Genomic DNA, 17,853 nt, shown 5'->3' with positions numbered 1-17,853 from the left:
CGGACACGGGGCGAATCAACGGGAACGTCAATGAAAAACATCGCAATCAACCCGGGCGCGGGGATGGCGGGGGGCAATGCCGCCCACGCGGGCGCCGACGAGCACAAGGGCGCCAAGAAGGCGGTCATCGCCGCCTCCATCGGCAACGCGCTGGAGTGGTACGACTTTTCGGTCTACGCGCTATTCGCGGTGTATATCGGGCAGAACTTCTTCCACAATGCCGATCCGACGGTGCAACTGATGGCCTCGTTCCTGGCCTTCGGGCTGGGCTTCGTGGTGCGGCCGCTGGGCGCGCTGGTGCTGGGGGCCTATGGCGACCGCGCCGGCCGCAAGGCGGCGCTGACCATGACCATCATGCTGATGGCGCTGGGCACGCTGCTGATCGCCATCGCGCCGCCGTACGCCGCCATCGGCGTGGGCGCGCCGTTGCTGATCGTCTGCGGCCGCATGCTGCAGGGGTTCTCGGCCGGCGGCGAAGTGGGCGGCGCCACCGCCTTCCTGGTCGAGCACGCGCCTGCCGGCAAGCGTGGCCAGTATGCCTCGTGGCTGCAGGCCAGCATGGGCATCTCCAACCTGCTGGGCGCGCTGGTCGCCACGCTGGTCACGACGCTGCTGACGGAAGACCAGGTGGGCGAATGGGGCTGGCGCATTCCGTTCATCGTCGGCCTGTCGATCGCGCCGGTGGGCCTGTGGATGCGCCGCACGCTGGACGAGACGCCGCATTTCCGCGAGGAACAGCAGCGCCAGGCCGCCAGCGGCAAGCCCGTCAAGGCGCCGCTGTTGAGCGTGCTGCGCGATTATCCGCGCGAGCTGTTCACCGGCCTGTGCATGTCGGTGCTGTGGGCCATCGGTCCCTACGCGCTGATCATCTTCATGCCGATCTACGTGCAAAAGAGCATGGGTTTCACCAGCTCTCAGGCCTTCCTGGGCGCGCTGATCGGCAACCTTTTCCTGATCGGCGGCTGCTTCTTCTCGGGCACGCTGTCCGACCGCTACGGCCGCCGCGCCGTGCTGCGCGCCTCGGCGCTGTTGCTGCTGATCGCGGTGTATCCGCTGATGATGTGGCTGCAGGCCAACCATACGCAGCTCGCGCTGATCGTGGTGCAGTCGTCGTTCTGCCTGCTGGTGGCGCTGTACGTCGGCACCGCGCCGTCGGCGCTGTCGGAGGTGTTCCCGACGGCGGTGCGCTCGTCCGGCATGTCCCTGGCCTACAACACCGCGGTGACGGTGCTGGGCGGCTTCGCGCCGGCCATCCTGACCTGGATCACCTACACCACCGGCGTGGCCTTCGCGCCGGCGCTGTATGTGATGGGCGCCTGCGTGGTGGCGCTGGTGGCCTTGACCGTGCTGCCGCAGAAGAACCACGCCTGAGGCCGACGCGCCGGGCGCGGCCGTGGATGCCGTGGCCGCGCGCTGCCCGGGGCGTGGGGGAGCAGGCTGCCGCCTTCGCCGCGTGGGCCGCGGACAGTGCGCTTTCCGCTGGAACACTGTGTTGCGCCGTGGGGTGCCCGCGACGCGGCCGGCGGGCGTTTGCTTGCGGGCGATTTGCGCTACATTTGCCCGACGCGCGCGGGGCGCCAGCCAGGCGTCCCGCCTGTCACGATCGTCATCCCTTACCGCCACCGGATCTCCAGGAGCTCCCCCGCATGTCCTCCCTCGACGCGTTCGCCATCACCCGGAAATGGCCCGCCCAGCATCCCGACCGCATCCAGTTGTATTCGCTGCCCACGCCCAACGGCGTCAAGGTGTCGATCCTGCTGGAAGAGCTGGGCCTGCCCTATGAGCCGCATCGGGTCAGTTTCGACTCGCAGGACCAGTTCTCGCCGGAATTCCTGTCGCTCAGCCCGAACAACAAGATCCCGGCCATCCTCGACCCCAACGGCCCGGACGGCAAGCCGCTGGCGCTGTTCGAGTCCGGCGCCATCCTGGTGTACCTGGCCAGCAAGACCGGCCAGTTCATCCCGGCCGACACCGCCGGCCGCTACGAGACCCTGCAATGGGTGATGTTCCAGATGGGTGGCATCGGTCCGATGTTCGGCCAGTTGGGCTTCTTCCACAAGTTCGCCGGCAAGGACTACGAGGACAAGCGTCCGCGCGACCGCTACGTGGCCGAATCCAAGCGCCTGCTGGGCGTGCTGGACAAGCGCCTGGAAGGGCGCGACTGGGTCATGGGCGAGCAATACACCATTGCCGATATCGCCATCCTGCCGTGGGTGCGCAACCTGGTCGGTTTCTATGGCGCCGGCGATCTGGTCGAGTTCTCGCAGTTCAAGAACGTCGCCCGCGTGCTGGAGGCCTTCGTGGCGCGTCCGGCGGTGGTCAAGGGTCTGACGATCCCGGGCTGAGGGTGGTCATTGGCGCGGGTCGGCGCGGCCGCCAGGGTCCGCCGCTCCCGCCCCAAATCTGACCGCTTCCCGATTCTTGCCCTGTTAATGAGTCGGAGGACGCGCCGTGGTTTGCGCCCCGTCAAACAACCCCGATCCTTTCATGCTTTTCGGTAATATGGTTATTACTGAAAGGCGTAAGCTGCCTCCATAAGCTGGACGACGCAGTACGAACCCCCGACGTGCGCGCTGCCCGGCACGCAACGGAGGGTCAGAATGAAGCATTTCGGGATCAAGGCGGTGGCGCTGGTAGCGCTGCTGGGAATAGGCGGCGGCATCGGCGGCGCCCACCTGTTGACCGCCATCCGCAAGACGGACGCCACCGCCGCCGTCGATCCGCAGGATCGCCGGCTGGCCGAAGCCGGCGCCTACCTCGCGCGCACCGCCGACTGTGTCGCCTGTCACAGCGTGCCGGGCGACAAGCCCTTCGCGGGCGGCCTGGCGATGCAGACGCCGGTCGGCACTATCTACTCTTCCAATATCACGCCCGACAAGGCCAGCGGCATCGGCGCCTACAGCTACGCCGATTTCAAGAACGCGGTGCAGTACGGCATCCGCAAGGACGGCGCGGCGCTCTATCCGGCCATGCCGTATCCGTCGTACGCCATCATGCCCGACCGCGACATCCAGTCGCTCTATGCCTACTTCATGTCGCAGGTCGAACCCGTGGAGAAACCCAGCGCCGACTCCACCATCCCGTGGCCCCTGAACATGCGCTGGCCCATGGCCTGGTGGCAACTGCTGTTCGCCGGCAAGCGCGACTTCGCCGCGCCAGCGGGGGCCGACGAGCAGATCAGGCGCGGCGCCTACCTGGTGGAAGGCCCGGGCCACTGCGGCGCCTGCCACACGCCGCGCGGCCTGGCCTACCAGGAAAAGGCGCTGTCCATGGCCGACGGCGACGCCTTCCTGTCGGGCGCCGTGATCGACGGCTGGCGCGCCAAGAGCCTGCGCGGCGAGGCCCGCGGCCTGGCCTCCTGGAGCGCGGCCGACATCGCCCTGTTCCTGAAGACCGGCCGCACCGACCGGGTGGCGGTGTTCGGCGCCATGGCCGACGTGGTCGAGCACAGCACGCGCTATTTCACCGACGACGACCTGGCCAGCATCGCCGCTTACCTGAAGCAGTTGCCGCCGGTGCCCGGCAAGGCGCCGGTGTTCCCGGCCAAGGCGGACGACACCACGGCGTCGCTGCTGGCCGGCCGCTACGACTCGCGCGGCGCGGTGATCTACATGGAGCATTGCGTCATCTGCCACCGCGCCGATGGCCAGGGCATGCCGCGCATCTTCCCGGCCCTGGCGGGCAACTCGGCCATCTTCGCGCAGAACCCCCAGTCCATCATCCAGATCACGCTGGAAGGCGGCAGGATGCCCGCCAATGGCCATGACGCCATGGCCTTTGCGATGCCGCGCTTCAACCACCTGAGCGACCAGGACATCACCGACGTCATCAACTTCATCCGCACGGCCTGGACCAACCAGGCGCCGCCGATCGCCAGCGACGAGGTCGCGCACATCCGTGGTTTCCTGGCCAGCAAGAAGCCGAACATCGTGTCGGGAGGCAAGCATGAGTAAGCTCTACAAGATCGCCGCCGCGGTGGCGCTGGTGGCCGGGGGCGGCCTGGCGGCGCTGGCGGCGCCGCCGGCGCCGCCCGGCGAAACCAGGACTTTCGCCGTGCTCGACAAGGACGGCAAGCGGCTGCCCGACTACACCATTCCGTCCGACACCCTGATCGACAAGGCGCCCAACGCCGAGCAGATCCGCTACGGCCAGCGCCTGCTCAACGAGACCCGCCGGCTGCTGCCGGACAATACCGGCGCCAGCCTCAATTGCAGTAGCTGCCATGTACAGCAGGGCAAGAAGCCGCTGGGCGCGCCCTACATCAATTCGGTCAATGCGTTCCCGCAGTTCAATCCGCGCGCGGGCCGCGAAGTGACGCTGGCGGACCGCATCAACGGCTGTTTCCAACGCTCGATGAACGGCAAGCCGCTGGACAAGGAGTCGCCGGAAATGCTGGCGATGCTGGCCTACATGAAGTGGCTGGCGCAGGACGTGCCGCACGGCGCCCAGGTGCAGATCAAGAATGCCTGGCCCATCGACACCAAGCTGGTGCCCGATGCGGCGCGCGGCAAGACCCTGTACGCGGCGCAATGCGCCGCCTGCCACGGCGCCAATGGCGAAGGCAAGCGCGACGGCGCCGGCAACATCGTGTTCCCGCCGTTGTGGGGCGAGGAATCGTTCAACATCGGCGCCGGACTGGCCCGCACCTACAAGGCGGCGGCCTTCATCCGCAACAGCATGCCGATGGGCGTGAATACCCATGGCAACTGGGGCGAGGGCAAGGTGCTGTCCGACCAGGACGCGGTCGACGTGGCCGAGTACTTCACCCACATGCCGCGGCCGGACTTTCCGCCCAAGGACAAGGACTGGCCGGACGGCAAGAAGCCCAAGGACGCGCGCTATTGAGCAACCGAGCCGGACGCGCGGGCCTGTCCCGTCCGGGGCGGCCCGGATCCGGGCAGGGGGATGGCGCGCTCCACGCCCTACAATCGGCGAGTCTTCCCTCGTGATCGTCCCGGGCCCGCCATGGAACTGCGCCAGCTTCGTTATTTCGTTCGCGTCGTCGAAGCCGGCAGCATCGGCCGCGCGGCCATGTCGCTGGGCATGGTGACGTCGGCGCTCAGCCAGCAGATCAGCCGGCTCGAAGGCGAGCTGGCCACCCGGCTGCTGCAACGCAGCGCCAGCGGCGTGGTGCCCACCGATGCCGGGCTGGCGTTTTTCCGCCAGGCACAGCTCGCGCTGCGCCATGCCGACGACGCCGTCCATGCCGCGCAGCAGGCGCGCCTGGCCGGCCACGTCAGCGTCGGCCTGTCGTCCACGACCGCCTCCATCCTGGGGGCGCCGTTCGTGCAGGCCATGAACGCGCGCTATCCGGACATCCGCCTGCACCTGGTCGAGGCGTTGTCGGGCCACTTGGCCGACATGCTCAACGGCCGCCAGCTCGACCTGGCCATCGTGTTCCATGCCGAAGCGGCGCGCCGCTGGAGCGTGACGCCGCTGCTGGACGAGCCCCTGTACCTGTGCGCCGGGCGCGGCATGACGGGCCTGCCCGCCGGCCCCGCCACCCGCCTGGAGGAGATCGCGGGCCTGCCGCTGGTGCTGCCCAGCGGCCGCCACGGGCTGCGCGCCCTGGTCAGCCGGGGATTCCAGCAGCGCGGGTTGACGCCCCGCGTGGTGGCCGAAGTCGATGGCCTGGCCTTGTTGATGGAGGTGGTGCAACTGGGCTACGCCGCCACCATCCAGCCCAGTTCCGCCACCGCCCGCATCGCGCCGGGGCAGTTGGCCATGGCGCGGATCGACGACGCCGACCTGTTCCGGCCCAACCTGCTGGCCAGCCTGTCGGACGACGAATTGTCGCCGGCGGCGCTGGCCGCGCGGCTGGTGCTGGCCGACGTCTCGCGCACCCTGGCGCGCGACGGAAAATGGGCGGTGACCGCGCTGCATGCGTCTTGAGCGGGCGGCGCGTGCTGCCCATGAGCGGTACTCACACAGTGGCGGAATACCGCCCTTCACGAATCATGAAGACCCGTTGACGGCGCGCTGATATCGCGGCGCGCGGCGCCGGCCTACAGTCCGTTCCTTGATCCGGGAACGATGACATGGTCGATGTATTGGTGATAGGCGGAGGCAACGCGGCGCTGTGCGCGGCCCTGATGGCGCGCGAGGCGGGCGCCAGCGTGTTGCTGCTGGAGGCCGCGCCGCGCGAATGGCGCGGCGGCAATTCGCAGCACACGCGCAACCTGCGCTGCATGCACGACGCGCCGCAGGACGTGCTGGTGGACGCCTATCCGGAAGAGGAATACTGGCAGGACCTGCTAAAGGTCACCGGCGGCCAGACCGACGAGAAACTGGCGCGGCTGGTGATCCGCGAATCCGCCACCTGTCGCGACTGGATGCGGCGCCATGGCGTCAATTTCCAGCCGCCGCTGTCGGGCGCGCTGCACGTGGCCCGCACCAACGCCTTCTTCATGGGCGGCGGCAAGGCGCTGGTCAATGCCTATTACCGCAGCGCCGAGGCCCTGGGCGTGCGCATCCGCTACGACGCGCCGGTGGACGCGCTGGAACTGCAGGACGGCCGCTTCAAGGCCGCCCGCATCGGCGCCGAGCGCATCGAGGCGCGCGCCTGCGTGCTGGCGGCGGGCGGCTTCGAGTCCAACCGTGACTGGCTGCGCGAGGCCTGGGGCCGCAACGAGCGCGGCGAATGGCCGGCCGACAATTTCCTCATCCGCGGCACCCGCTACAACCAGGGCGTGCTGCTCAAGTTCATGCTGGACGCCGGCGCCGACCGCATCGGCGATCCGTCGCAGTCGCATTGCGTGGCCATCGACGCGCGCGCGCCGCTGTACGACGGCGGCATCTGCACCCGCATCGACTGCGTCTCGCTGGGCGTGGTGGTCAACCGCGACGCGCAACGCTTCTACGACGAGGGCGAGGATTTCTGGCCCAAGCGCTACGCCATCTGGGGCCGCCTGACGGCCATGCAGCCGGGGCAGATCGCCTACTCCATCATCGACGCCAAGGCCGTGGGCCGTTTCATGCCGCCGGTGTTTCCCGGCGTCACCGCCGATTCCGTGGCGGAACTGGGGCGGCGACTGGGACTGGACCCGGTGGCGTTCGAGCACACCATCCGCGCATACAACCAGGCCTGTAGGACCGGCACCTTCGACCATACGACACTGGACGACTGCCGCACCGAGGGCCTGGCGCCCGCCAAGACCCACTGGGCCCGGCCCATCGACACCGCGCCGTTCTACGGCTACGCGCTGCGGCCCGGCATCACCTTCACCTATCTGGGCCTGAAGGTGGACGAGACCGCCGCGGTCCGCTTCAACGGCGTTCCCAGCGACAACCTGTTCGTGGCCGGCGAGATGATGGCGGGCAACGTGCTGGGCAAGGGCTACACGGCGGGCGTCGGCATGTCCATCGGCACCGCGTTCGGCCGGATTGCCGGCACGCGCGCCGCGGCCGCCGCGCGCCAATCGCATCACGCAGGAGCACAGCATGCGGCAGCTTGAAACCCTGGCCCGCGAGGCCCAATCGTTCCCGCAGGCCGCGCCGGCGATGGTCGAACAGCCGGTGCGCTGGCATGGCCGTGGCGCCGCGCTCAGCACCGACGAAGCCGAAGTGGCGCGCGTCATGCAGATCTGCAATGCCTGCCGCTATTGCGAAGGCTTTTGCGCCGTCTTCCCGGCCATGACCCGGCGCCTGGAATTCGGCAAGGCCGATCTGAACTACCTGGCCAACCTGTGTCACAACTGCGGCGCCTGTCTGCACGCCTGTCAGTACGCGCCGCCGCACGAGTTCGCGGTGAACGTGCCGCAGGCCATGGCCAAGGTGCGGCTGCAGACCTACACCGAGTACGCGTTTCCGGCCGTGCTGGGCAAACTGTACCGGCGCAACGGGCTGGCGCTGTCGCTGGCCACGGCGGCGGGACTGGCATTGTTTCTGGCATTGACGGTGATGCTGACGGGCGGGCTGTTCCACGCGCCCATGGCGGGCAATTTCTATGCGGTGTTCCCGCACAACACGTTGGCGCTGATGTTCGGCGCGGTGTTCGGCTTCGCCATGCTGGCGTTGGGCATCGGCGCGGCGCGCTTCTGGCGCGACGTCAGCCCAGGCGCGGCCAGCGGCGCGGCGGTGGCCGAGGCCGCGCATGATGCGCTGCGCCTGCGCTACCTGGACGGCGGCCATGGCAAGGGCTGCAACAACGCCGATGATGCGTTCACCCTGTGGCGCCGGCGCTTCCACCATTTCACGTTCTACGGCTTCATGCTGTGCTTTGCCGCGACCTGCGTGGCCACGCTGTATCACTACCTGCTGGGGCAGCAGGCGCCGTATCCGTTCTGGAGCGCGCCGGTGCTGCTGGGCACGGCGGGCGGCATCGGCCTGTTGATCGGGCCGGCGGGCCTGCTGTGGCTGAACCTGAAGCGCCATCCGCTGCAGGGCGACGCGGCGCAGAAGCCGATGGACCGGGGTTTCATCGCCTTGCTGCTGCTGACCAGCGCCACCGGCCTGGCGCTGCTGGCCGGCCGCGATACCGGCGCCATGGCCCTGCTGCTGGCAGTGCACCTGGGCGTGGTGATGGCGCTGTTCCTGACCTTGCCCTACGGCAAATTCGCCCATGGCATCTATCGCTCGGCCGCGCTGTTGAAGTGGTCGATCGAGAAGCGGCAGCCCGACAAGTTGCAGTTGGGCGCCGATTGAGCCGCGGAGCGGCCGCCCGCCGGCCGCTCCGCGCATGACGGCGTCCTCGAAGACGCCGCGATCCCAATATTCCCCAGGAGACTTGCATGATCCCTCATCGCCTTGCCCGCGCGGCATTCGCCGCCGCCTGTCTGCTGCCGGCGCTGCCGGCCGCGCACGCGCAGACCTTTCCCGCCAAGCCCATCACGCTGGTCGTGCCGCATTCGGCCGGCGGCACCTCCGACATCCTGGCGCGCACGGTGGCGGCCGAGGCGGCGAAGACGCTGGGGCAGACCATCGTGATCGACAACAAGGGCGGCGCCAACGGCACCATCGCCGCCAAGCAGGTGGCATCGGCCGCGCCCGACGGCTATACGCTGCTGCTGGCGACCGCCAGCACGCACGGCATCAACCCGTCGCTGTATTCGCGCATCTCGTATGACGCGGTCAAGGACTTCGCGCCGATCACGCTGCTGGCCACCGTGCCCAACGTGCTGGTGGTCGGTCCCAACGTGAAGGCCGCGACCGTGTCCGACCTGATCGCCTACGTCAAGGCGCAGGGCGATCGCAGCAACATGGGTTCTGCCGGGGCGGGGACGCCGGGCCACCTGGCCGGCGAGATGTTCAAACGGGCCGCCGGCCTGCAGTTCACGCATGTGCCGTACAAGGGCGGCAGTCCGGCCATCACCGACCTGATCGGCGGTCAGATCGACTTCATGTTCACCACCATTCCGGGCGTGCTGCCGCACGTCAAGGCGGGCACGCTGCGCGCGCTGGCGGTGACCTCGCCGCAGCGCTCGCCGGCATTGCCCGAGATTCCGACCATGGCGGAGTCGGGCCTGGCGGGGTTCCAGGCGCTGTCGTGGCACGGCGTGGTGGCGCCGGCGGGCACGCCGGACGCGGTCGTGGCGCGCTTGAACGAAGCCTTGGGCGGGGCCTTGGCCGCGCCGACGGTCCGGCAGCGCCTGATGGAAGAGGGGGCGCAGGCATCGACCCTGCATACGGCCGCATTCGGCGCGTTCATCGACCGGGAGATCGCGGCCTGGGCGCAGGCCGTGAAGGATTCCGGCGCCACCGCGAACTGAGCGCGTTGCGCGGCGGCGCCCCGCCTCAGCGGTGAGGCTTCAACCCGCCTGGTAGGCGTCGCACAGGGCCAGGTATTCGTCGCCGCTGATCGCCAGCGCCATGGCCGGGATCAGCACGCGCTTGCGATCCGGCAGCGAGGTCTTAAGCTGGATCTGGCGGCCGATCGGAATGCCGACGTAGGTCTGGTTGACGTAGGTGTTCTCGTTGATGGCGCGCCACGGGATGAGCGTGCCGTCCGTCACGCGCAGGCCTTCGCGGGTGAAGGTGATGACGGGCTTGGGGGCGCCGAACGCGCGCATCAGGCAGCGGATCACCAGCCACACGCCGATGGCCGCGATGGCGGCGAAGAACGCCATGCCGCCCAGATTGCCGCGGGCGCGCGCGGCCAGCGCGCCGAATGCCACCGCGGCCACTGTCCAGATGACGGCGCCAGCGATGAGGCGGTTGCGCGAGTGGTACACCGGGCGATCGGCCAGGGTCTGGGCTTGGTGCGAGGTGGAGCTGTAGATTTCCATGTCTGGGTTGAAGGGCTAAGGGTGAATGGCCGCCAGGTGGGCGGGCGTTGGAATCAGGCGGGCAGGTAATGCCGCAGGCAGGCCAGCAGCACCGGCTCGTTGTCGATGCCGGAGCGGTCGACCTTGTGGGTCTTGCCGCGCGCGACGATGATCAGCGTCTCGTCGGTCTCCATGCCTTCGCTGTCGGATTGCGTGCGGATGGTGTCGATGCTGGCCCACGGGATCGGCCGGCCCTTGTGGACCAGGCCGGCCGCGTTCATGCCCAGCGAGCCGAAGGAGACGGTGGCGCCGGCATCGATGCGGCGCCGGACGTCGGCTTCGAGATGGCCGCCCACGCGCGCGTCCAGCAGGTCGAGCAATGCGTCGGCATGGTCCCAGATCGCCAGCCGCAGCCGCACGCGCCGGCCATTGCCGAGCGTCAGCAGCAGGTGATCGCGGTTGTGCCGATGGCGCATCGAAGCGACGTCGCCGTAGGGCACCGTGAGCGCGCCCAGATGCAGCGCCCGCTCATCCAGCGTCAGCGTGGCGGGCGCGCGCCACCAGGCGACCAGGTCCGAGCCGCGCCACAACAGGTAGCCCACGGTCGGCAGGGTCAGGAAGAAGATCAGCCACATGGCGCGATAACGCAGCATCTCGACCAGCAGCCGGCGCGGCAGCAGCCAGATGTCGACGGTGGCCAGCAGTTGCGCGGCGAACAGGTAGAGCAGCGCAGCCGCGCCGAGGTAGCAGCCAAGCGCGTAGCGCGGCAGGATGCGAGGAAAGGAAGCCGTCATGCGAGCAGCGGGCCGCGACGCGGCACCGTCCTGAACTTTGAAGGCTTGGCACTCTAAGGCGATGTCCGGCGGGCCGGGGTTTCCATCTGTATCAATATCGCGTATTTCATGTCGCCACCGGCTTGCCCGGCCCAGGCGCGGAGCGGTTCAAAAGAACTCGCCCCGCCGCACCGCCAGCGCCGCCGCCGCCGCGCGCGTTTCCACGCCAAGCTTGACGTAGAGGTGTTCCAGGTGTTTGTTCACCGTCCGTGGCGCCATGCCCAGGATCTCGGCGATATCCCGATTGGTCTTGCCCTTGGCCAACCAGCGCAGCACATCGGCCTCGCGCGGCGTCAGGCCGTAGGCCGCGGCCAACGGCGCCGTCTCCTGCAATAGCAGCAAGGTCTCGCCGCTACGGCGCGATGCCGACAGACTCAGGGTCAGGCGTCCCCCCGCGCGGGTGATCACCAGGGGTTCAGCCGCCGGCCCGGCCGCCAGATTGCCCGCCACCCAATCCGCCAAGGGCGCCGGCAGCTCCGTCGCATCCTCGGCGCAACCGAAATACGCCGCCAGCCAGAGCCGCGCCTTGCCGGTCTTCCAGATCGGCAGCCCGCGAGCGTCCAGCGCCACCACCGCTCGCGCCGCCGCATCGATCGCGTCAAAGGCCGCCGACAGGCTGCGCGCATTGCGCAAATGCGTCTGCAGCCTGGCCACCACCACATCCGGATCCAGCGGCTTGGTCACGTAATCCACGCCGCCCACCCGAAACCCCTTCAACACGTGCTCGGGCTCGGTCAGGCCCGTCATGAACACCACCGGCACTTCTCCGGCCGCCGGATGCGCTTTCAGGCGCGCGCAGGTCTCGAACCCGTCCATTCCCGGCATCACCGCGTCGAGCAGCACGATGTCCGGCACCACGAAATCCACCCGTTCTATGGCCGACTGGCCGTCGGTTGCCACCAGCACCTGATACCCCGCTTCATCCAATGCGGTGGAGAGCATTTTCAGATTGTCCGGGGCGTCATCGACCAGCATGACGAGGTTCTTATCGGGCGTGGGCATGGTGACGCTGTACATGGTGTTTAAGCACTTGATTGAATTCGCTCAGTTGAAATTCGCCGGCCAGCATCCGCAGATGCGCCGTCAAATCCCGCGCTTCGGTCCGGCGGCCCTGTATTTCTTCCAGCTTCGCCTGTATGCCCTTGATGTAGCCCATGGCCCCCAGCTCCAGCAGCGCTTCGGCATCCTCGCGCTCCAGCGCCACCCGGTGCAGATCCCCTGCCGGCAGGGCCGCTTCCACCTGCGCCACCTGCCAGTCCAGCCTGAGCAGACGGCCCAACTGGCTCAGCAGGTCCTCGTATATCACGGGCTTGGCAATGAACGCGTCATGCCCGCTCTGCGTCGGATCTTTCGGATCCAGCCCCAGGATATTGGCCGACAGCATCACAATCGGCACGGCCACGCCTTCATCCCGCAAGCGCCGCAGCGCCTCCCATCCGGTCATCTCCGGCATCGAGACGTCCATCAATATCAGGGCCGGCCGCAGCGTATGCACGCAGGCCAGGCAGGCCGCGCCATGCGGCGCTTCGTGCACCTCGAAGCCCAGGGGCTCGAGCAGGTCGCGGACCAGCCGCCGCTGTGACGGCTGGTCGTCCACCGTCAGGATCCGCAGCCGCTCGCCGCGATAACCCACCACCAGTCCCGACGGCCGGGCGTCGCTGCGGGGCGAGCGCACTTCCGGCAGAAACAGCTTGAGCGTGAACACACTGCCGCGGCCGACGGCGCTGCGCACCGTCAGCTCGCCGCCCATGATGCCGGTCAGCATGCGGCAGATGGTCAGGCCCAGGCCCGTGCCGGATTCCGCCTCTTCCGCCGCCGCCCAACTGCGCTCGAAGGGCAGAAAGATGCGTTCCAGATCCTCGGCCGGTATGCCTCGTCCACTGTCCTGCACTTCGAACAGCACCATGTCCGCGGCAGACTTCACGCGCATCGACACCTGCCCGGCCGAGGTGAATTTCAGCGCGTTGCTCAGCAGGTTGATCAGGATCTGCCGCAGCCGCTTCTCGTCGATATGCACGATGGAAGGCAGTTCCGTCGCCTCATAGCGGAAGGCCAGCCCTTTGAGGGCGCTTTGCGGCCGGAACATCTGCACGATCTGCTCCAGAAACTCCGGCAGGCGCAGTTCGCTGTTCTCCAGCCGCAGCCTGCCCGCCTCGATGCGCGCGATGTCCAGCAGGCCATCGATCAGGCCGATCAAATGCTTGCCGCTGCGATGAATCACGTCGATGGCCTCGCGCCGCGCGGGCGGCAAGCCCGGGTCGCGCTGCAGAATCTGCGCATAGCCCATCATGCTGTTCAGCGGCGCGCGCAATTCATGGCTCAGGCCGCCCATGAAGCGGCTCTTGGCCAGATTGGCGCTTTCAGCCGCTTCCTTGGCCTGCTGCAACTGCGCGTCGGTCTGTTTGTGCGCCTCGATCTCGCGCAGCAGCAAATGCGTCTGGCGATCCGATTCCTCTTGCGCCACGCGCCGGCTTTCATGGGCCAGCACCAGCCACCAGGCCAACACGCCGCCGATCAGCAACAACGCGGCGTAGAGTTTTAAGAAGGTGGGCCGCAAGCCCGAGGGGTCCAGGCCGGCCCGCATGTGGCTGGCGTACTCCTGGTAGTAGATCAGGCCCAGGATGCCCGCCAGCAGCGTCCCCATCCCCGCCACGATCAAGAGGTAGTGGCCCAGGCGGCTATGCAGCAGCGGCGTGACCCGCGCCGGCAACAGTCGGCCCAGGACCGCCTGCACCTGGTCCTTCAGCCGTCCCTGCTGCTTGCAGCGATCCTGGCAGCGGGCATCCAGCGTGCAGCACAAGGAACAGATGGGCCCGTTGTAGGCCGGGCAGTGCGCCATGTCGGGCTGTTCAAAACGGTTGGCGCAGATCACGCAGACATGATCCGAACCCGCCACGTCGACCGGCTTGCGCGCCAGGTTGTAGCGTCCCCGCGTGCGCCAGGCGATGACAGGCGCGCAGACGAACGCCGCCAGCAACGCCACAAAAGGCGACAATGCCTGCGCCAGCGCGCCCGCCGTGCCGGGGAACACGCCGGCGAAAGCCAGCAGGCCCAGCGTCATGGCGATCAGCATGCTGCCCACGCCGACCGGATTGATGTCGTACAAATAGGCGCGGCGGAACTCGATCCGCTTTGGCGACAGTCCCAGGGGCTTGTTGATCACCAGGTCGGCCACCAGCGCGCCGATCCAGGCCAGCGCAACGTGCGAGAACACCGCCAGCACATGCTCCAGCGCGCCAAACACGCCCATCTCCATCAGGACCACGGCGATCAGCACGTTGAACACCAGCCACACCACCCGGCCCGGATGGCTGTGCGTGATGCGGGCAAAGAAGTTGGACCAGGCCAGCGAGCCGGCATAGGCATTGGTCACATTGATCTTGACCTGCGAGACCACCACAAAAGCGGTGACCAGCGCCAGCGCCAGGCCGGGATCGCTGACGACATAGGTGTAGGCCGCCAGATACATGTGGGTCGGGTCGCCGGCCTTGTCGGCTGGCGCGCCCCGGGACAGCGCCAGCCAGGCCAGGAAGGCGCCGCCCAGAATCTTGGCCGCGCCCGGCAGGATCCAGCCCGGGCCCGCGCAGACCAGGGCGAGCCACCAGCGCCGGCGATTGGCCGCCGTGCGTTCGGGCAGAAAGCGCAGGAAGTCGACCTGTTCGCCGATCTGCGTCACCAGCGAAGCGGCCACCGCCACCGCCGAGCCGAACATCAGCAGATTGAAACCGCCGCCCCGGCCGTCATGGCCCGGGAACCGCAGGAACTCCTGCAACGTGCCCGGGTCGCGGAAGGCGACGAAGGCATAGGGCAGGAGCAGCAGCACCAGCCATATCGGCTGAGTCCATGACTGCAGCCGGCTGATGAAGGTGATGCCATAGGCCACCATGGGCAGGATGACCACGGCGCACAGGAGGTAGCCGATGGACAGCGGCAGGCCGGTGGCCAGCTCGATGGCCAGCGCCATGATGGCCGCCTCCAGCGCAAAGAAGATGAAGGTGAATGAGGCGTAGATCAGCGAGGTGATGGTCGAGCCGATATAGCCGAAGCCGGCCCCCCGCGTCAGCAGGTCCATGTCCAGGCCATGGCGCGCCGCGTAATAGGCGATCGGCAGGCCGGTCAGAAAGGTGACCAGGGCCACGGCGATGATGGCCCAGAAGGCATTGATGAACCCATAGTTCAGCGCCAGCGCGCCGCCGATGGCTTCCAGCGCCAGGAAGGACACCGCGCCCAGGGCGGTATTGGCGACGCGGAATTCCGACCATTTGCGAAACGACACCGGCGTGAAACGCAGGGCATAGTCTTCCAGCGTCTCATTGGCGACCCAGGTGTTGTAGTCACGGCGGATCTTGACGATGCGTTGGGGCGCGCTGGCGGACAAGTCGGGCTCCGGGGGGGGGTAGGGGATACGTCATTGAACGTAGTTGCCGTTGTAACGCCCGGGGGCGGGCCTGCCTGTACGTCAATCAACGTATGTTGCGCTGCGTCATGGGCTCCTAGTATGCCTTCACCCGCCGGGCCGCGGCATGCGCCGCGCATGCTCGGTTTCCCTGGTCGTGATCCATTGAGGAGTCATCGATGTCTGGCAAACCCCCTTTTGACACCGCGCCGGAACTGCCCTCGCGCCGGCGCCTGGCCCTGGCTTTTGCCTCCCTGCCGTTGTTGGGCATACCGGCCCTGTCGCGCGCGGCCGCCCCGGCCACCTCGGCCATCAACAGCACTGGCCTGGCCATTACCGACACCGAAGTCACGGTGGGCCAGTTGCACTCGGCGACCGGCACCATGGCCATCAGCGAAACGGGGTCGATTCAATCCGAGCGCCTGGCCATCGAGCAGATCAATGCCATGGGCGGCATTCTGGGCCGCAAGATCAAGATCATCCAGGAAGACGGCGCCTCCGATTGGCCGACCTTTGCCGAGAAGGCGCGAAAACTGCTGGTCAGCGACAAGGTCGCCACCGTGTTCGGCTGCTGGACCTCGGCCTCGCGCAAGGCGGTGCTGCCGGTGTTCGAGAAGGAAAACGGCCTGCTCTACTATCCGACCTTCTATGAAGGCCTGGAGCAGTCCAAGAACGTCTTCTACACCGGCCAGGAGGCCACGCAGCAGATCCTGTCCAGCCTGGACTGGCTGGCGCGCGAGAAGAAGGCGCGCTCCTTCTACCTGATCGGCTCCGACTACATCTGGCCGCGCACCTCCAACAAGATCGCCCGCAAGCATATCGAGAACGTGCTCAAGGGCGAAGTGGTGGGCGAGGAATACTACCCGCTGGGCCACACGCAGTTCGGTTCGCTGATCAACAAGATCAAACTGAAAAAGCCCGACGTCGTCTTCGCCGTGGTGGTGGGCGGCAGCAATGTGTCGTTCTACAAGCAGCTCAAGGCGGCCGGCGTCACCAGCGGCAAGCAAAAACTCCTGACCATCTCGGTGACCGAAGATGAACTGCTGGGCATCGGCGGGGAAAACGCCGAGGGCTTCTGGTCCTGCATGAAGTATTTCCAGAGCCTGGACAACGCCAACAACAAGAAATTCGTCGAGGCGTTCAAGGCCAGGTACGGCGCCAATGCCGTGATCGGCGACGTGACCCAGGCGGCCTACCTGGGCCCCTGGCTGTGGAAGATGGCGGTGGAGAAGGCCGGCAGCTTCGATGTCGACAAGGTGGTCGCCGCCTCGGCCGGGCTGGAGTTCAAGGAAGCGCCCGAAGGCTACGTCAAGATCGATCCCAATCATCACCTGTGGAGCAAGACCCGCATCGGCCAGATCCGCAAGGACGGCCAGTTCGACGTGATCTTCGAAACCCCGGAACTGATCAAGCCCGATCCCTTCCCCAAGGGTTATCAGTAATCCCCTCGATCCGGGCGCCGCGCGCGGCGCCCTTGCCACTGCCGGGAGCCATCCATGGAATCCTTCTCCGATCTCGGGGCCATCCTGCTGATGCAGGGCTTCAACGGTCTATCGGTCTTCAGCGTGTTGCTGCTGATGGCCTTGGGCCTGGCGATCATCTTCGGCCAGATGGGCGTCATCAACATGGCCCATGGCGAGTTCCTGGCGGTGGGCGCCTATTGCACTTACCTCTGTTCCGAGCTGGTGCAGCAATACGCGCCCGGCCTGATGCCGGCCTATTTCTTCATCGCCATCCTGCTGGCCTTTGCCGTGACCTTCGGCCTGGGCTGGCTGGTCGAGTGGTTGATGATCCGCCATCTCTACCGCCGGCCGCTGGACACGCTGCTGGCGACCTGGGGCTTGTCCCTGGTGCTGCAGCAGACGCTGCGCTCGCTGTTCGGTCCGCGAGAAGTCAGCCCCACGCTGCCCGACTGGCTGATGGGCTCCTGGCAACCGCTGGACGGCGTGGATATCCCCATCAACGGCCTGTTCGTCATGTCCATCAGCATCCTGCTGACCGGCGCGCTGCTGCTGGCGCTGTTCCGCTCGACCTGGGGCCTGCACGTGCGCGCCACGGTGCAGAACCGGGCCATGAGCGGCGCGGTCGGCATCGACACCAAGCGCGTGGACCGTGTGACGTTCTCGCTGGGCTGCGGTATCGCCGGCATTGCCGGCGCGGCCTTCACCACCATCGGCTCCACCGGGCCCACCAGCGGCTCGCTCTACATCGTCGACACCTTCCTGACCGTGGTGTTCGGCGGCGCGGCCAGCCTTTTCGGCACCATCGCATCGGCCTTCGTCATCGCGCAGACGCAATCGATCTCGGAGTTCTTCATGACCGGCTCGATGGCGAAAGTGCTGACCCTGTCGGCCATCGTGATCATTCTGATGCTGCGCCCGCAAGGCCTGTTCAGCATCAAGGTACGCAAGTAGGGGCGCAT

At 67.5% G+C, this 17,853-nt stretch carries 14 protein-coding genes; 10 read left to right on the top strand and 4 right to left on the bottom strand.

Annotated features, from left to right (window positions below; all coding sequences use genetic code 11):
- Positions 1-30: 30 nt before the first annotated feature.
- From AAID08_RS25510 to AAID08_RS25475, 8 genes are all read left to right on the top strand, one after another.
- On the top strand, positions 31-1,371 hold the full coding sequence (locus AAID08_RS25510) for an MFS transporter (protein WP_081273461.1): 1,341 nt from the start codon (positions 31-33) through the stop codon (positions 1,369-1,371).
- A 275-nt stretch (positions 1,372-1,646) separates the two neighbouring features.
- Positions 1,647-2,345 (top strand): glutathione S-transferase N-terminal domain-containing protein, encoded by a 699-nt coding sequence (locus AAID08_RS25505; RefSeq protein ID WP_169536007.1) that lies wholly within the window; start codon positions 1,647-1,649, stop codon positions 2,343-2,345.
- 255 nt (positions 2,346-2,600) lie between these two features.
- Positions 2,601-3,953 carry a c-type cytochrome gene (locus AAID08_RS25500; RefSeq protein ID WP_395757066.1) on the top strand — a complete coding sequence of 451 codons (1,353 nt, stop codon included), beginning with the start codon at positions 2,601-2,603 and terminating at the stop codon, positions 3,951-3,953.
- On the top strand, positions 3,946-4,845 hold the full coding sequence (locus AAID08_RS25495) for a c-type cytochrome (RefSeq protein WP_395757065.1): 900 nt from the start codon (positions 3,946-3,948) through the stop codon (positions 4,843-4,845). The genes AAID08_RS25500 and AAID08_RS25495 overlap by 8 nt, the downstream gene beginning before the upstream one ends.
- A 120-nt stretch (positions 4,846-4,965) precedes the next feature.
- The gene (locus tag AAID08_RS25490; protein ID WP_049076303.1) at positions 4,966-5,892 is read left to right on the top strand and encodes a LysR family transcriptional regulator; all 927 of its coding nucleotides are present in this window, start codon (positions 4,966-4,968) and stop codon (positions 5,890-5,892) included.
- Between the two features lie 146 nt (positions 5,893-6,038).
- The gene (gene tcuA, locus AAID08_RS25485; protein WP_336234768.1) at positions 6,039-7,454 is read left to right on the top strand and encodes an FAD-dependent tricarballylate dehydrogenase TcuA; all 1,416 of its coding nucleotides are present in this window, start codon (positions 6,039-6,041) and stop codon (positions 7,452-7,454) included.
- The gene (gene tcuB, locus AAID08_RS25480) at positions 7,441-8,643 is read left to right on the top strand and encodes a tricarballylate utilization 4Fe-4S protein TcuB (protein WP_054501201.1); all 1,203 of its coding nucleotides are present in this window, start codon (positions 7,441-7,443) and stop codon (positions 8,641-8,643) included. The genes tcuA and tcuB overlap by 14 nt, the downstream gene beginning before the upstream one ends.
- 86 nt (positions 8,644-8,729) lie before the next feature.
- Positions 8,730-9,707, top strand: a complete 978-nt coding sequence (locus tag AAID08_RS25475) for a tripartite tricarboxylate transporter substrate binding protein (RefSeq protein WP_175189003.1) — start codon at positions 8,730-8,732, stop codon at positions 9,705-9,707.
- 39 nt (positions 9,708-9,746) lie between these two features.
- On the opposite strand, the gene AAID08_RS25470 is transcribed toward AAID08_RS25475, so the two are convergent.
- The 4 genes from AAID08_RS25470 to AAID08_RS25455 form a co-directional block, all read right to left on the bottom strand.
- Entirely contained in the window at positions 9,747-10,223 is a 477-nt protein-coding gene (locus AAID08_RS25470) for a hypothetical protein (RefSeq protein ID WP_395757064.1), read from the bottom strand.
- Positions 10,224-10,276: 53 nt separating this feature from the next.
- Positions 10,277-10,996, bottom strand: a complete 720-nt coding sequence (locus AAID08_RS25465) for a hypothetical protein (RefSeq protein WP_395757063.1) — start codon at positions 10,994-10,996, stop codon at positions 10,277-10,279.
- A 147-nt stretch (positions 10,997-11,143) separates the two neighbouring features.
- Complete coding sequence (locus AAID08_RS25460) at positions 11,144-12,037, bottom strand: response regulator transcription factor (RefSeq protein ID WP_236749484.1); 894 nt, start codon at positions 12,035-12,037, stop codon at positions 11,144-11,146.
- On the bottom strand, positions 12,021-15,413 hold the full coding sequence (locus AAID08_RS25455; protein ID WP_395757062.1) for an ATP-binding protein: 3,393 nt from the start codon (positions 15,411-15,413) through the stop codon (positions 12,021-12,023). The genes AAID08_RS25460 and AAID08_RS25455 overlap by 17 nt, the downstream gene beginning before the upstream one ends.
- A gap of 197 nt (positions 15,414-15,610) precedes the next feature.
- Between AAID08_RS25455 and urtA the strand changes: the two genes are divergently transcribed.
- Positions 15,611-16,873 carry an urea ABC transporter substrate-binding protein gene (gene urtA / locus AAID08_RS25450; protein WP_054500609.1) on the top strand — a complete coding sequence of 421 codons (1,263 nt, stop codon included), beginning with the start codon at positions 15,611-15,613 and terminating at the stop codon, positions 16,871-16,873.
- Positions 16,874-16,927: 54 nt separating this feature from the next.
- Positions 16,928-17,845: an urea ABC transporter permease subunit UrtB gene (gene urtB, locus AAID08_RS25445; protein ID WP_054500610.1), complete on the top strand. Its 918-nt coding sequence runs from the start codon at positions 16,928-16,930 to the stop codon at positions 17,843-17,845.
- The last annotated feature ends 8 nt before the right edge of the window (positions 17,846-17,853 follow it).

The sequence above is a fragment of the Achromobacter sp. EB05 genome (assembly GCF_044232075.1).
Classification (GTDB): Bacteria; Pseudomonadota; Gammaproteobacteria; order Burkholderiales; family Burkholderiaceae_B; genus Achromobacter; species Achromobacter dolens.
This window is presented reverse-complemented; position numbering and strand designations above follow the sequence as displayed.

Bases quoted from the DNA above. Each gene is read 5' to 3' on its own strand.
- AAID08_RS25510 (WP_081273461.1), top strand. From the start codon at position 31: ATGAAAAACATCGCAATCAACCCGGGCGCGGGGATGGCGGGGGGCAAT.
- AAID08_RS25505 (WP_169536007.1), top strand. From the start codon at position 1,647: ATGTCCTCCCTCGACGCGTTCGCCATCACCCGGAAATGGCCCGCCCAG.
- AAID08_RS25500 (WP_395757066.1), top strand. From the start codon at position 2,601: ATGAAGCATTTCGGGATCAAGGCGGTGGCGCTGGTAGCGCTGCTGGGA.
- AAID08_RS25495 (WP_395757065.1), top strand. From the start codon at position 3,946: ATGAGTAAGCTCTACAAGATCGCCGCCGCGGTGGCGCTGGTGGCCGGG.
- AAID08_RS25490 (WP_049076303.1), top strand. From the start codon at position 4,966: ATGGAACTGCGCCAGCTTCGTTATTTCGTTCGCGTCGTCGAAGCCGGC.
- tcuA (WP_336234768.1), top strand. From the start codon at position 6,039: ATGGTCGATGTATTGGTGATAGGCGGAGGCAACGCGGCGCTGTGCGCG.
- tcuB (WP_054501201.1), top strand. From the start codon at position 7,441: ATGCGGCAGCTTGAAACCCTGGCCCGCGAGGCCCAATCGTTCCCGCAG.
- AAID08_RS25475 (WP_175189003.1), top strand. From the start codon at position 8,730: ATGATCCCTCATCGCCTTGCCCGCGCGGCATTCGCCGCCGCCTGTCTG.
- AAID08_RS25470 (WP_395757064.1), bottom strand. From the start codon at position 10,223: ATGGAAATCTACAGCTCCACCTCGCACCAAGCCCAGACCCTGGCCGAT.
- AAID08_RS25465 (WP_395757063.1), bottom strand. From the start codon at position 10,996: ATGACGGCTTCCTTTCCTCGCATCCTGCCGCGCTACGCGCTTGGCTGC.
- AAID08_RS25460 (WP_236749484.1), bottom strand. From the start codon at position 12,037: ATGCCCACGCCCGATAAGAACCTCGTCATGCTGGTCGATGACGCCCCG.
- urtA (WP_054500609.1), top strand. From the start codon at position 15,611: ATGTCTGGCAAACCCCCTTTTGACACCGCGCCGGAACTGCCCTCGCGC.
- urtB (WP_054500610.1), top strand. From the start codon at position 16,928: ATGGAATCCTTCTCCGATCTCGGGGCCATCCTGCTGATGCAGGGCTTC.